Source organism: Flavobacterium sp. 9R (assembly GCF_902506345.1).
Taxonomy (GTDB): domain Bacteria; phylum Bacteroidota; class Bacteroidia; order Flavobacteriales; family Flavobacteriaceae; genus Flavobacterium.
On the sequence record NZ_LR733413.1, the window covers coordinates 3,140,780 to 3,155,921 of the forward strand.

12 protein-coding genes and 1 tRNA gene are annotated in these 15,142 nt (G+C 33.1%); 6 read left to right on the top strand and 7 right to left on the bottom strand.

Annotated elements, in window-relative coordinates; all coding sequences use genetic code 11:
- Positions 1–47 precede the first annotated feature (47 nt).
- The 3 genes from rpsB to rplM form a co-directional block, all read right to left on the bottom strand.
- Positions 48–809 carry a 30S ribosomal protein S2 gene (gene rpsB, locus FLAVO9AF_RS13885; RefSeq protein WP_064715635.1) on the bottom strand — a complete coding sequence of 254 codons (762 nt, stop codon included), beginning with the start codon at positions 807–809 and terminating at the stop codon, positions 48–50.
- A gap of 172 nt (positions 810–981) precedes the next feature.
- On the bottom strand, positions 982–1,368 hold the full coding sequence (gene rpsI / locus FLAVO9AF_RS13890; RefSeq protein WP_024980376.1) for a 30S ribosomal protein S9: 387 nt from the start codon (positions 1,366–1,368) through the stop codon (positions 982–984).
- On the bottom strand, positions 1,368–1,823 hold the full coding sequence (rplM, locus tag FLAVO9AF_RS13895) for a 50S ribosomal protein L13 (protein WP_064715636.1): 456 nt from the start codon (positions 1,821–1,823) through the stop codon (positions 1,368–1,370). The genes rpsI and rplM overlap by 1 nt, the downstream gene beginning before the upstream one ends.
- Positions 1,824–2,159: 336 nt before the next feature.
- Here rplM and FLAVO9AF_RS13900 point away from each other — a divergent pair, with 336 nt between their 5' ends.
- On the top strand, positions 2,160–3,185 hold the full coding sequence (locus FLAVO9AF_RS13900) for a LacI family DNA-binding transcriptional regulator (protein WP_159690073.1): 1,026 nt from the start codon (positions 2,160–2,162) through the stop codon (positions 3,183–3,185).
- A gap of 58 nt (positions 3,186–3,243) precedes the next feature.
- Here the strand turns inward: FLAVO9AF_RS13900 and polA are convergent, their stop codons facing one another.
- Positions 3,244–6,105, bottom strand: a complete 2,862-nt coding sequence (gene polA, locus FLAVO9AF_RS13905; protein ID WP_159690076.1) for a DNA polymerase I — start codon at positions 6,103–6,105, stop codon at positions 3,244–3,246.
- A 229-nt stretch (positions 6,106–6,334) separates the two neighbouring features.
- Between polA and FLAVO9AF_RS13910 the strand changes: the two genes are divergently transcribed.
- Both FLAVO9AF_RS13910 and FLAVO9AF_RS13915 read left to right on the top strand, forming a co-directional pair.
- Positions 6,335–7,570: a metallophosphoesterase gene (locus FLAVO9AF_RS13910; RefSeq protein ID WP_159690078.1), complete on the top strand. Its 1,236-nt coding sequence runs from the start codon at positions 6,335–6,337 to the stop codon at positions 7,568–7,570.
- Positions 7,571–7,641: 71 nt separating this feature from the next.
- Positions 7,642–7,938: a co-chaperone YbbN gene (locus tag FLAVO9AF_RS13915; RefSeq protein WP_159690082.1), complete on the top strand. Its 297-nt coding sequence runs from the start codon at positions 7,642–7,644 to the stop codon at positions 7,936–7,938.
- A 61-nt stretch (positions 7,939–7,999) separates the two neighbouring features.
- On the opposite strand, the gene FLAVO9AF_RS13920 is transcribed toward FLAVO9AF_RS13915, so the two are convergent.
- Positions 8,000–8,638, bottom strand: coding sequence for a polysaccharide deacetylase family protein (locus FLAVO9AF_RS13920; RefSeq protein WP_159690085.1), 639 nt, complete (start codon positions 8,636–8,638; stop codon positions 8,000–8,002).
- An 81-nt stretch (positions 8,639–8,719) separates the two neighbouring features.
- The gene (locus FLAVO9AF_RS13925) at positions 8,720–12,001 is read right to left on the bottom strand and encodes a DUF2723 domain-containing protein (RefSeq protein WP_159690088.1); all 3,282 of its coding nucleotides are present in this window, start codon (positions 11,999–12,001) and stop codon (positions 8,720–8,722) included.
- Between the two features lie 238 nt (positions 12,002–12,239).
- On the opposite strand from FLAVO9AF_RS13925, the gene FLAVO9AF_RS13930 reads away from it, so the two are divergent.
- Positions 12,240–12,310 (top strand) — tRNA-Gln (locus tag FLAVO9AF_RS13930).
- A gap of 44 nt (positions 12,311–12,354) precedes the next feature.
- On the opposite strand, the gene FLAVO9AF_RS13935 is transcribed toward FLAVO9AF_RS13930, so the two are convergent.
- Complete coding sequence (locus FLAVO9AF_RS13935) at positions 12,355–13,179, bottom strand: universal stress protein (protein ID WP_159690091.1); 825 nt, start codon at positions 13,177–13,179, stop codon at positions 12,355–12,357.
- 187 nt (positions 13,180–13,366) lie between these two features.
- Here FLAVO9AF_RS13935 and rimP point away from each other — a divergent pair, with 187 nt between their 5' ends.
- Both rimP and nusA read left to right on the top strand, forming a co-directional pair.
- Entirely contained in the window at positions 13,367–13,831 is a 465-nt protein-coding gene (gene rimP, locus FLAVO9AF_RS13940) for a ribosome assembly cofactor RimP (RefSeq protein ID WP_159690094.1), read from the top strand.
- A 13-nt stretch (positions 13,832–13,844) separates the two neighbouring features.
- Entirely contained in the window at positions 13,845–15,098 is a 1,254-nt protein-coding gene (gene nusA, locus FLAVO9AF_RS13945) for a transcription termination factor NusA (RefSeq protein ID WP_159690096.1), read from the top strand.
- The last annotated feature ends 44 nt before the right edge of the window (positions 15,099–15,142 follow it).

Sequence of the window (15,142 nt, forward strand, 5' to 3'; positions counted from 1 at the left end):
TCTGATTTTGGATTTTGGAATTTAAGTTTTGGAATTTAAAATTTGATTTATTCTTCAGTTGCTGGAGCTTCAGGAGCTACTTCTTCGGTAGCAGGAGCAGCTTCAACTTCTTTCTCAGCACCTCTATCAGAAAGGCCTTCGATTACAGCAGTAGTAACTAAAGATAAAATTTTGTCAATTGATTTAGAAGCATCATCATTTGCAGGGATAACATAATCTACTTCACGTGGATCAGAGTTAGTATCAACCATTGCAAAAACTGGAATGTTTAATTTTTGAGCTTCTTTTATTGCGATGTGTTCCGCTTTGATATCTACTACGAACAATGCTGCAGGTAGTCTAGACATATCAGCGATTGAACCTAAGTTTTTCTCTAATTTAGCACGAAGACGATCTACTTGCAAACGCTCTTTTTTAGAAAGTGTGTTAAAAGTTCCGTCTTTTTTCATCTTGTCGATAGAAGACATTTTTTTAACAGCTTTACGGATAGTAACAAAGTTTGTTAACATTCCACCAGGCCATCTTTCAGTGATGTAAGGCATATTTGCAGCTTTTGCTTTTTCAGCTACGATGTCTTTTGCTTGTTTTTTGGTAGCAACAAATAATATTTTTCTACCTGATGCAGCGATTTTTTTCAATGCTTCATTAGCCTCTTCAATTTTTGCTGCAGTTTTATATAGATTGATAATGTGGATTCCATTACGCTCCATATAAATATAAGGAGCCATATTTGGATCCCATTTTCTAGTCATGTGTCCAAAATGAACACCTGCTTCTAGTAATTCTTTTACTTCTACTTTGTTTGACATTTTTTGTACTAGTTTACGTTCTGTTGAATATAGCAATGTAAGAATGGCGATAAATCGGCTACTTACATTTAGATGCTAAACTAATTTCCCGACGCATCGGGACAACAACAACATTGTTTTTAAATTCAATAAATAAACGAAGTCTTGTACGTATTGCACAAGACAGGCAATATTAACGTTTAGAGAATTGGAATCTCTTACGAGCTTTCTTCTGACCGAATTTCTTACGTTCAACCATTCTTGGGTCTCTTGTTAATAAACCTTCTGGTTTCAATACTCCTCTGTTTTCAGCATTTACTTCACACATTGCGCGAGCGATTGCCATTCTTACAGCTTCTGCTTGACCAGTTACACCACCTCCATAAACGTTTACTTTTACGTCAAAGTTTGATGCATTTTCTGTCATAGACATTGGTTGCATTACTTTGTACTGTAAAGTAGCAGTTGGGAAGTAAGTTGCGAATTCTTTTTTGTTTACAGTGATTACTCCTGTTCCTTCTGAAACATAAACACGTGCAACAGCGGTTTTTCTTCTACCGATTTTGTGAATAACTCCCATTACTTAAGATCGTTTAGGTTAACAGTTCTAGGTTTTTGAGCCCCTTGTTTGTGCTCAGCTCCTACAACAACATTTAAATTTCTAAAAAGTTCTGCTCCTAATTTGTTTTTAGGTAACATCCCTTTCACTGCTTTTTCAACTAATAACGCTGGGTTTTTAGATTGCAAAACTTTAGCAGTTAAAGTTCTTTGTCCTCCTGGGTAACCTGTATGACGCATATAAATTTTGTCATCCATTTTGTTTCCTGTAAGGTTAATTTTCTCTGCGTTGATAACAATTACGTTATCCCCACAGTCCACGTGTGGTGTATAACTTGGCTTGTACTTACCTCTTAAAATCATAGCGACTTTTGAAGCAAGACGTCCTAAGTTATGACCGTCTGCATCTACAACGATCCATTCTTTAGTAGAATTGGCTTTTGTTGTTGAGATTGTCTTGTAGCTTAATGCGTTCACAATAATATATTTTAATTAAACATTCCATCCCCAATAAAGGGGTTGCAAAAGTACAATTAATTATTTTAAATACAAATACCTCAAATGATTATTTTTTGTTGCTTTCTATGTTGATAATCAATTGTATATTCTTTTAGTTGATTTCTCACTTATTGATTTTGTGTCACCTACCGGTAAAAATATAAAACCTTGAATTTCTTTTTTTTTGCGAAAAATCAGGTGGTTTTAGTATATATAAAATAAATATAATCACTATCTTCGCTTGTTTAATGCATATAATTTAAAATTATTCATTATTTTTAACTTCATTCAAATTTCGAACTACATTTCTATCATATGAAAGCAAAAGCAACCCTTAAACAAATTGCCAAAGAACTCAATGTTTCGGTTTCTACAGTGTCCAAAGCATTAAATGATAGCCCAGAGATAAGCGAACAAACTAAAATTAAAATTAAAGAGTACGCAAAGCTTAAAAATTACAAGCCGAATGTTATTGGTTTGAATTTAAAAAACCGTAAAACAAAAACAATCGGTGTTATTATCCCTAACATTTTAAATTCCTTTTTTGCTAAAGTGTTTAGTGGTATTGAGAAAGTTGCTGACGAAAATGGATACAATGTAATTATGTGTATCTCTAATGAATCGTTAGAAAAAGAAGCTCATACTTTAGAAATGTTAAGTAATGGAACAATTGATGGGTTTGTTTTATCCATTTCTGAAGAAGCACAAAAGCAACACGAATACAATCACTTTAAAGAAATTATAAGTGAAGGAACTCCAATAGTTCTGTTTGATAGAACCACAGACGAGTTGGATTGTGATAAAGTGATTGTTGATGACTTTGATTCTGCTTTAGATTCTACCCAATATTTAATTGATTCAGGATGTAAAAATATCGCTCTTATTTCTACTATTGACAATTTGAGTATTGGTAAATTGCGTTTAGAGGGGTATTTGCAAGCTTTGAAAAATAATAATTTACCTATCAATGAGAATATCATTTTGAGAACCGATTCTAGTGAAGGACTTAATGAAAAAGTTGAAGCGATTTATGCCAATAATACTATTGATGGTGTTTTTGCTTTAGCTGAAGATGAATCCGTTGCTGCTTTGAAGTTTGGTTTGAAGAAAGGATTACGAATTCCTGAGGAGTTGTCGATTATTGGTTTTGCAGATGGAATTCTTGCTTCAAGACGTTTGTCTCCAAGTTTGACCACAGTAAGTCAGCATGGTGTTGAAATTGGTGAAGTAGCCGCTCAATTATTAATTGATCGTCTGGAATCTAAAGAAGAGCATTTACCGTATCAAACCAAAGTAATTAAAACAAAACTAAAAGAAAGAGAATCTACTCGTTTAAACTAATCTCTTGAAATCATAGCAAAAAGGCTCGCAACTATTTTGTTGCGAGCCTTTTTTTATTCTAATGCGCTTCCAGCCAATTTTTTCCCAATCCAATTTCAACATCCAATGGAACTGCCATTTTGAAGGCATTTTCCATTTCGTGTTTGATCATCGGTTGTATTTTTTCGAGTTCAGAATGGTGAACATCAAACACCAATTCGTCATGAACTTGCAATAACATTTTGGACTGCCAATTTTCATCCGTGAGTTTTTTATGAATATTAATCATAGCAATTTTGATAATATCGGCTGCGGAACCTTGGATAGGTGCATTGACGGCGTTTCGTTCTGCTCCTCCACGAACAATAGCGTTGGCAGAATTGATGTCTTTCAAATAACGTCTTCTGCCTGAAATGGTTTCTACATAGCCGTTTTCTCTGGCAAAATCAACCTGTTCTTGTATGAATGATTTTAATCTTGGATAGGTTTTGTAATAGGCTTCAATCAAATCGGCACTTTCTTTTCTAGATAAATTGGTTTGATTGCTTAATCCAAAAGCCGATACTCCATAGATAATTCCGAAGTTCACCGTTTTAGCATGGCTACGTTGTTCTTTGGTTACTTCTTCTAAAGGAACATTAAACACTTTGGCAGCCGTACTTTTATGGATGTCTTCTTTGTTTTGAAAGGCTTTAATCATGTTTTCTTCCCCACATAAAGCGGCGATAATGCGTAATTCAATCTGAGAATAATCCGCAGAAAGTAGCGTGTAATTTTCATCACGTGCGATAAATGCTTTTCTGATTTGTCGTCCTCTTTCAGTACGAATAGGAATGTTTTGTAGGTTAGGATTATTAGAACTCAAACGACCAGTTGCTGCCACAGTTTGCATATAATCGGTATGCACTCGTCCTGTTTTTTTATCTACTTGGTTGGGTAAGGCATCAATGTAAGTACTTTGCAGTTTTACCATTTGACGCCATTCGAGTATATCGCGAACAATTTGGTGTTCATTGGCTAAATAAGATAAAACTTCTTCACCTGTAGCATATTGTCCTGTTTTGGTTTTCTTTTGTTTAGCTCCTCCAATTTTTAGCTTATCGAATAATATATCGCCTAATTGTTTAGGAGAAGCCAAATTGAATTTCTCACCCGCTGTTTCATAAATTTGCTGTTCGAAGGTATCGATTTCTTTTTGCATATCAATCGACATGTTTTTTAGGAAATCAACATCCAAATTGATACCTTCTTTTTCCATATCAGCCAATACTTGTACTAATGGAATTTCGATCTCATCAAATAATTTTTTGGTACCAACCTTTTCTAAAATTGGTTGGAAATGCTCTTTTAATTGAAAAGTGATGTCAGCATCTTCGGTGGCGTATTCTTTAATCGCCTCCAATTCTACTTGACGCATCGATAATTGGTTCTTTCCTTTTTTGCCAATTAAGGTTTCAATAGATTTTGGACTGTATTTTAGATAGGTTTCCGATAAAATATCCATATTGTGTCGCATATCTGGATTAATCAAATAATGCGCAATCATGGTATCAAACAGTTTTCCTTTGACTTGAATGTTATAATTGGATAGAATTTTTAAATCATATTTCATATTTTGACCAATCTTCTCGATGGTTTCATTTTCGAAAAAAGGACTAAATTTTTCAATTAATTCTTGAGCTTCTTCTTGATTTTCGGGAAAAGGAACGTAAAATCCTTTGCCTTTCTCCCATGAAAAAGACAAACCAACAAGCTCGGCATTCAAAGCATCGATTCCTGTAGTTTCAGTATCAAAACATACAGAAGTTTGTTGTAATAAATTTTGAAGTAATAATTTTACTGGAAAATCTCCTTGAATGATTTGGTAAAAATGTGGAGTGTCTTCGAGTGTTTGATAAAACTTATTTAAACCATTTTCGTTGTTATTCTCATCATCAGAGAATCCAAACAAATCCATTTGGTTTTCAGCAGATTTTTTTGACGCAGTCTTTTTTGAGGTGGCTTGATTCGTTTCATTTCCATCTCCATTTCCATCTATTTCGTCATATTCTTTTCCTGTGCCAAAGAGTTTATCGAATTGTGTTTTCATTTGACGAAATTCCAATTCTTGAAACAAAGCATCTGTTTTTTCTACATCAGGTTTAGACAATTCATAATCCTCTGCGTCAAAAGTAACAGGACAATCGAGTAGTATAGTGGCTAGTTTTTTCGATAAAATTCCTAATTCTTTATTGGCTTCAATTTTTTCTTTCATCGCCCCTTTAAGTTGATGCGTATTGGCCAACAAGTTTTCTAAGGTGCCATATTCAGCCAAGAATTTTTTAGCTGTTTTTTCTCCAACTCCTGGTAGTCCTGGAATGTTATCCGCAGAGTCACCCATCATTCCCAAGAAGTCTATCACTTGTTCTGGTCGTTCAATTTCAAATTTAGCCAAGACCTCTGGAATTCCCCATATTTCAATATCATTCCCCATTCGAGCGGGTTTGTACATAAAAATATTTTCGGATACCAATTGTGCAAAATCCTTATCAGGTGTAACCATAAATACTTGATAACCTTCTTTTTCAGCTTGTTTGGCTAAAGTTCCAATAAGGTCATCTGCTTCAAAACCTGCTTTTTCTATAATTGGAATATGCATTGCCTTTAACAATTCCTGAATGTAGGGAACTGCAATTTTTATTGCTTCGGGCGTTTCGTCACGATGGGCTTTATATTCTTGATACATTTCATAACGATAATCACTACCACCTTTGTCAAATGCTACTGCCAAGTGATCGGGTTTTTCTCTTCGGATAACATCCATCAAAGAGTTCATGAAGCCCATAATAGCCGAGGTATCCATTCCTTTGGAGTTGATTCTAGGGTTTTTGATAAAAGCATAGTAGCCACGAAAAATTAGTGCGTAGGCATCTAAAAGGAAAAGTCGTTTTTGAGTAGACATGTATTTTGTATCTAAAATTTGAAAGGGTAAAAATAAACAAAGCAATTTGATTTTGTTCATTGCATATCTTCAAACTCCTGCTTTTGCTCAAAATAATTACTTCTATAGGTTGGAAATTAAATAATGAAGAAGTTGTATACTGGTTTTTTCTAAAACATAAGTTAAAAATTGACTCATACAAGTCGTTGCGACTACTTTCTTTGTTAATTTGTGCTAAATTAAAAAACACATGATTTTTCGTTTACTCGTTTTTTTACTGGTTTTTGCTCTTATAGAAACCTATGCTTTTCAGGCATTCAAAACTTTGGTAAAAAATAAAACTTTTTTATGGGTCTATGCGGTACTCAGTTTAGTTCTGCTTTTATACATTATTTACGGTTTTACTCAGTTTGATCGTTCTGTTGGGCAAACACAATCTAGTCTTCGTACAATGGGATTAATGTTGTTGGTTTATGTTCCAAAAATTTTGATAACTCTTATTTTGTTGGGAGAAGATGTTTTTAGAGTTTTAATTGGTGTTGTTAATCATTTTGTTGATTATAATAATGAAGCGACCTTTTTACCTTCTCGAAGAAAATTTGTTAGCCAGATTGGTTTAGGTTTGGCGGCAATTCCATTCTTATCATTGATTTACGGAATTTTTGAAGGAAAGTATAATTTTAAAGTCATCAAACAAGCTATTTTTTTTCCTGATTTACCAGATGCTTTCGATGGATTTACAATTACTCACATTTCTGATGTGCATAGTGGGAGTTTCGATAATCCAGATAAAATTGAATATGCAATCGATTTGATTAATCAACAAAAAACGGATTTGATATTGTTTACTGGTGATATTGTTAATACGCATGCAAAAGAGATGCGTCCTTGGATTACTACTTTTAACAAAATAGAAAAACATCCTTTCGGGAAATATGCAGTATTAGGAAACCATGATTATGGGGAGTATGTTACTTGGAAAACAAAAGAAGAGAAAGCTGAGAATTTTGAAGAAATTAAGCATCTTTATGGTCAAATAGGATTTAATTTGTTGCTAAATGAGCATACTTTCATTGAAAAAGAGGGACAAAAAATTGCTTTAGTTGGTGTTGAAAATTGGGGACATAACTTCAAGCAAGCGGGTGATTTAAATAAAGCTGGGGCAGGATTGACCAAGAATGATTTTAAGATTCTTATGAGCCATGATCCTAGCCACTGGGAACATATAGTAAAAAGCGATCCTAATCATTATCATCTTACATTATCAGGGCATACACATGGTATGCAGTTTGGTATAGAAATTCCAGGTTATTTCAAATGGAGTTTAGCACAATATGTATATAAACAATGGGCTGGATTATACGAAAATTTAGGTAGATACGTTTATGTTAACCGCGGTTTTGGATTTCATGCCTATCCGGGAAGAGTCGGTATTATGCCGGAAATAACTGTTATTCAACTAAAAAAAGGAGATAATAGAGCATAATTAGTTAAAAATGCTATATTTGTATCGTAATATCTCATTAAAAAGTATTATAAATTAAATATTTTGGTTTTATGTCAAAATTTGGAGAACTTATAAACGCTCAAGTTCCTGTGTTAATCGATTTTTACACAGATTGGAACGAATCTTCAGTTTCGATGCATCCAGTTATTAAAGATGTGGCTGCAGCACTTGGTGATAAAGCCAAGGTAATTCGAATTGATGTTGATAAAAATCAAGAATTAGCCGAAGTTTTGCGAATCAAAGGATTACCAACTCTAATGATTTATAAAGAAGGCGTGATGATGTGGAGGCAGTCTGGAGAATTAGATGCAAATACAATCATTGGTTTGGTTCAAGAACAAATATAGTTTTTGCTCTAAAAGTTCTTTATTTTCATACCATATATTAATGGATTTATATTTGAAACGATTAGGATATGGTTTCAAATATAAATCCATTTTGTTTTAAATATTGTATAGCTTTTGGTAGTGTATATTTTAGGTTCTTTGATGCTTTTAAACTATCATGAAATACAATGATACTTCCTGATTTCACTGAAGAAATAACATTTTTTAAACATTTTTCGGGAGTAATTTGTGTGTCAAAATCTGCACTAAGTACGTCCCACATAATTATTTTATACCCTTGCTTTTTGAGTTGCATTGCTTGCTTTCTTTTAATACGACCATAAGGTGGACGAAAAAGAGATGGCTTCTTGTCCTGGTATTTATTAATAATAGTTTCACATTGCTTGGTGTTGTCTAGATAATTTTCATCTAGGTTTTTCCAGCCATTTAAATGATTCATTGTGTGATTGCCAATAATATGACCCTCTTTAACTAAGGAATTAAATATATTGGGTTGTGCTTCAATGTTTTTTCCAATACAAAAAAAAGTTGCTTTGATGTTTTCGTTCTTTAATAATTCAAGAATCCATTCAGTTACTTCGGGGGTTGGACCATCATCAAAGGTCAAATAAATACGATTTTCTTTATTAGGAATGTCCCATATATAATTAGAGAAATACCTTTTGATAATTGCATTTGTTTTAATCCAATAAAATGACATACTCTTATTTTTTCTACTTTAAAGATAAAAAAAATGTAGCATAAATAGTTATGCTACATTTATCAAAAGGTGTTTTTTGTATTATTCTTTTTCTCTTCCGAATCTTTCGAAGATACTTACGTAGGTGTTGAATTGAGCTTTGTTTTTGTTGTAAAACGTCATATCGCCGCTTTCTTTCATTACCAATAACAAACTTCTGTAACGTTCGATATCTGTGATAATATCAATGGCCAAACTTGTTTGATCAGATGGCACTAAAGAGCTATAATATTTTAGGTTTTCTTGGTACTTCAAGATTAATTTTGAAAGTAAGTCTTGAGCTTTAGCATTTTCACCTAAATCATAATATCCTTTAGCAAAAGGCTCAAGAAGTGAGTAATATCCAAATTGCTCTAATGGCATCTTCTTCATAGCTAATGTTATGATGTTCTTAGCTTTTTCTTTTTTGCCTTCCAAAATCAGTTGATTCATTAATCTTGACAAATAAGAACGATAGGTAATGCTGTTTTTTCTGGTTTCTGGGTCGTGATAAATAGATAAACTCTCACTATTGCCCCAATCCCATTTCATAACATTAGCATACATTTTATCAGTATCAATTCCGCCCATTTCAAGAGGGCTTGCGTCTTTTGGTATTTCAGTTTTAATAGGAACTAGTTTGTAAGTCATTCCGTCTAATTGCAGATAGTTTTTCATCCACAAAAAGTCTTCGTCGTCATAAGCGCCACCACTAAAATAAATAGGTCTTTTCCAATTGTTATTTGCTATTAAGTCTAGCATCATTAATCGGTTTTTGTATAATGCACGACCTTTTATGTCTATATCAATATAAGGAACAATGGAATCGTATTGTTTAGGAGAAACAACATTGTTCTTAATAATTGATTCTTTATCAATGGTTAGTCTGATTTTGTTTGTAGGATAAAAATGGATTGATTGGCCATTTTCCATCTCTACAATCGATTTTGGGTTTTTGATAAAAGTAATTAGGTCTTTGATATCCCATCTGGTTTCGATTTTTGGGATGTGCGCTACATAATCTAATTTATCACCAACATAGTCTTCATGATTAAATGAAATAGGTATTGGCTCTGATTCGTATGCTTTTCTCTTCATTTGGTCTATATACCAATCTGTCATGAATAGACTAGTATTTACTATTCGGATATCAGTTCTTACTTTTTCAATTTCTTGTGCATACCATAGAGGGAAAGTGTCATTGTCTCCTATTGTAAATAAAATAGCATTTTTATCACATGAATTTAAGTACGCTTTAGCCATTGCAACCGCGGTATATTTATTTGAGCGATCATGGTCATCCCAGTTTTGAGAAGCCATTAAAACAGGTGCAGCAAGTAAACTACCGGCAATAAGTATTGGTCCGGCTATTTTTGGAGCTAAATATTTTTGTAGACTTTCATAAAGTGCATATACTCCAAATCCAATCCAGATGGCAAAAACATAGAATGAGCCTACTAAGGCATAATCTCTTTCTCTTGGTTCGAAAGGGCGCTCATTCAAATATATTTTTAGTGCAAAACCTGTAAATAAGAAAAGAACTAAAAGTACGTAAAAGCTTTTCAGGTCTTTGTTGGCATGATACATCAATCCAATTAAACCAAGTATGAATGGTAAAAAATAATAGGTGTTGCGTCCTTTATTATTCAAAACGTCTGAAGGCAAGTCATCTTGAGAGCCTAGATGTATTGCATCCATGAATTTTATTCCACTAATCCAATTTCCATCTACATTGTCATATTTTCCTTGTACATCATTTTGTCTTCCAACAAAATTCCACATTAAATACCTCCAATACATATAGCCAAATTGGTACTCAAACATAAAGCTAAAGTTGTCTACAGTTGTTGGTTTTTCAATGATTAGATAATCACCATAACTTTTTAGAAATTTGATATAGCCACTATTGTCTATTTGTTTTTGAGCATATGCAGTTCTAAATTCAGTTACAATTTTTTCGATTTCATTACGAACTTGAGCTGTAGCTTTATTTAAATCTTCTTCACTTAATTGACTTGGGTCAATTCCGTATTTCAATAAATCCTCTTCGTAAGGATAGTTAGGATTAAGTTTAAAAGCTGGCGGATTGGTAAAGTTGATGTAGTTTTCTATATGGTCTGTACTTCTCATACGTGGCAAAATAGTTTTGTGATTATCATCACTATTTTGTTCAGCATTCTTGAAGTTGTTTACAATAACATATTTTCCGCTTTTGTAATCTCTTTCGTAGTTGGGAGCTTTGTCTAAATAAGGGTTATTTGGGTCAAGTCCTGCAAAAGCATCGGTGTACTGTGAACCATAAAATAATGGGCTTGCGCCATATTGTTCTCTATTGTAATATGCTAATACCTCTCTTGCATCCGAAGGTTTGTTTTCGTTAATAACAACATTTGCATTGGCTCTAATTGGCAACATCATCCAAGTAGAGAAGCCTATTAAAATAAATAAAATGCAAAGGTTTATAGTATTGTAGAAAACAAGTCCTTTTTGGCGCGTATATTTTAATCCAAAATAAAAGAATAAAGCAAATAAAAGAGCGACAAACAAAGTTCCTGAATCAAAAGGTAGTCCAAGAGAATTAACCATAAACACCTCGGTTTTCCCAAAGAAAGCCATCGTTAGTGGTAGTAGTAATTTGAAAATGAACAGTAATATGGATACTACAATCACATTGGCTATTATGAAATTTTTGATTGTTACTTTTTCGTAATGCTTAAAATAGTATAAAAAGCCTATCGCTGGAATTGTAAGTAATGCCATAAAATGCACACCAAACGACAACCCTATAACAAGCGATATAATAAGCAGCCATTTATTTCCTTTTGGTTTATCCATGTCTTGCTCCCAGCGTAAACCTAGCCAAAACAACAAGGCAATTAGCAAGGATGCCATAGCATATACTTCTGCTTCTACAGCATTGTACCAAAAGCTATCAGAAAAGGTGTAGGCAAGTGCTCCAACAAATGAACTTCCTAAAATGACTATATTATTGTTGCGATTGATTTCAGATACACGTTCAATAATTTTTTTCAAAATCATTGAGCTAGACCAAAACATAAAGAGAATAGTAAAAGCACTTGAAAACACTGATAACATATTTACCATTAATGCAATGTGTTGGTTGTCTGTTGCGAACATTGCAAAAAAGGCTCCCATCATTTGGAATAATGGAGCTCCAGGAGGATGGCCAACTTCTAGTTTTGCTGCAGTTGCTATATACTCACCACAATCCCAAAAACTCATGGTAGGTTCAACAGTAAGAGAGTAGGTGATTAAAGCAATTCCAAATGCAATCCAGCCTAAGATTGTATTCCATTTATTGAAATTAAATGAGGTATTATTCATGAATATTTTGAGGTTTTGATTTCAATTACAAAGAAAATGTTTTTTTTGTTTAACGTGACAAGCATTAACATTATTTTCTGCAAAAGTAATTTGTTGTTCCAAGTTTCTGATAATAAGGTTGTTTGTTTTGTTTGGTTTCTTTTTTGAAAATTATTTTCATTTTTTTTCAATAAAATTGCCGAAAAAATTTGTGCAACTTAAAATTTGTACTAAATTTGCACTCGCTAAAACGCACTGCTGGTCTATGGTGTAATGGTAACACAACTGTTTTTGGTGCAGTCTTTCTAGGTTCGAGTCCTAGTAGACCAACAAAAAAAGCCTCTCAATTGAGAGGCTTTTTTTTTGAGCTATTTTTAAAGTTTAAAAGTAATGACGGGTTTTTCAGAATGATTAACAAGGTCTTCTGTAATGCTTCCATTAAAAAAATGGGATAAGCCAGTACGGCCATGAGTGCTGAATCCAATTAAATCCGCTCCTTGTGAGTTTGCGAAATTTAAAACTCCTTTTTCTACATTAGTATCATTGTGTATGTTGATAGAAAAGTTGTTTAACTGAAATTCTTTTGCATAGGCGTCCATAATTGCTGTTGATTCAAGTGTAGTCTTGAAACTGTTTGGAGTGCAAATGGTAACAAGATTAATTTTTGCATTCAATTTACTTGCGAAATCCTTCATTTTTTCAAATGATTTTTTGCTTTCTTTGGAGAAATCAGAAGCGAAAACTATTTCTTTTGGATCGAATTCGCCCTCGTCTTTTTTTATCACTAAAACAGGAATTTCAGATAAGCGAACTACTTTTTCGGTATTGGAGCCAATAAAAATTTCTTCCACGCCTGAAGCTCCGTGTGAACCCATTACAATAAGATCGACATTGTTTTTTTGAGTAAATTTAAGTACGCCATCAAATGCTTTTTCAAATTGAATAAACTCAGTAACCTCAATTCCATCAAGATAAGGGCGGTCAAAAATTTCGGCAAAAGTATCTTTTGCTTTTTGAATAAAAAACATCACTTCTGGAATACTTTTTCCGGTAGAAATAGCATCGCTCATTTGGTTAGGAAGTTCTAACATGTGAAGTAATAAAATTTCTGCATTGTGTTTTTTAGCTAATTGAGCGGCGGCTTTTAATGCGTTTTCGGCATAAATTGAAAAATCGGTTGGGACTAAAATCCGTTTCATGATTAGTTTGGGGTTTTAAATGTGAGAAAATCCTTTGTTTAAAAGGTTATAGTAAAGATAAGATTTTTTTTTACTGCAATCAAATAAAATGATTTGTAAAAAAACACTATATTTGCACCGTTATTTATTAAAAGTTAAGTAATGAGGGGACTAATGTCCCCTCTTTTTATAAAATAGTTATAAAAATATGACATTTAAGGAAAAAGTAAATGCGTTAGTTGATGAAGCTTTATCAGAAAGACCTTCGGTTTTTTTGATAGATTTAGCTATTACCGATGCATTTAAGATAATCGTTTCGCTGGATGGAGATAATGGAGTAGCCCTGCAAGATTGTATTGATATAAGCAGAGCTATAGAGAGTAATTTAGATAGAGAGGAACAAGATTTTTCTCTAGAAGTAGCCTCTGTAGGGGTTGGTTCACCTTTAAAAATGATTCGTCAATATAAAAAAAATGTTGGCAGAACATTAATTGTTAAAACAGAAACTGAAATTATTGAGGCAGAATTAGTTGAAGCTAACGATGTTTTTATAATTTTGTCTTGGAAAGCTAGAGAACCTAAGAAAGTTGGAAAAGGAAAGGAAACCGTTCAGAAAGAACTTCAGTTGCCTTACGCAGATATTAAAGAAGCAATTGTTACAGTAACATTTTAATTAAAGAATTCGCATGGAAAATTTAGCATTAATCGATTCATTTTCAGAGTTTAAAGATGATAAACTTATTGATCGTGTAACGCTTATGGCAATTTTAGAAGATGTATTTAGAAATGCATTGAAAAAGAAATATGGTTCAGATGATAACTTCGATATTATTATAAATCCTGATAAAGGAGATATGGAAATTTGGAGAAGGAGAGTTATTGTTGCTGATGAGGATTTGGATTTCGAAAATGAAGAAATTACTTTAACAGAAGCTCGTAAGATTGAAGCCGACTTTGAAATTGGTGAAGAAGTATCTGAAGAGGTTAAATTGATTGATTTAGGAAGAAGAGCAATTCTTGCTTTGCGTCAAAATTTGATTTCAAAAATACATGAACACGATAATACCAATCTTTACAAACAATTTAAAGATATTATTGGAGATATTTACACTGCCGAAGTACACCATGTGCGTCCAAGAGTTGTAATTTTGGTTGATGATGAAGGGAATGAAATTGTTTTGCCAAAAGAGAAACAAATTCCTTCAGATTTCTTCAGAAAAGGAGATAACGTTCGTGGAATTATCGAGAGTGTTGAGCTTAAAGGTAATAAGCCACAAATTATTATGTCTAGAACTTCTGAGAAGTTTTTAGAAAAATTGTTTGAACAAGAGATTCCAGAGGTATTTGATGGTTTGATTATGGTGAAGAATGTGGTGAGAATTCCTGGTGAGAAAGCAAAAGTAGCGGTTGATTCTTATGATGATAGAATTGATCCAGTAGGTGCTTGTGTGGGAATGAAAGGATCTCGTATCCACGGAATTGTAAGAGAGTTAGGTAATGAGAATATTGATGTAATCAATTATACAAATAATATTCAATTGTATATTACAAGAGCATTAAGTCCTGCTAAAGTATCTTCGATTAAAATTAACGAAGAGACCAAACGCGCTGAAGTGTTTTTGAAATTAGAAGAAGTTTCTAAAGCTATCGGACGTGGTGGACACAATATTAAATTAGCAGGAATGCTTACGGGTTATGAATTAGATGTAATTCGTGAAGGTGATATTGCTGGTGCTACAGCTGATGAGGATGATGTTGAATTGACTGAGTTTTCAGATGAAATAGAAGACTGGGTAATAGAAGAATTCGCGAAAATTGGTTTAGATACTGCAAAAAGTATTTTGAAACAAGAAGTAGAAGATTTAGTTAGAAGAACAGATCTAGAAGAAGAAACAATTTTAGATGTAATGAGAATTTTGAAAGAAGAATTCGATAGTTAAATCTATATTCTTCTAACAACACAACAAAATAAGATAATAATAAA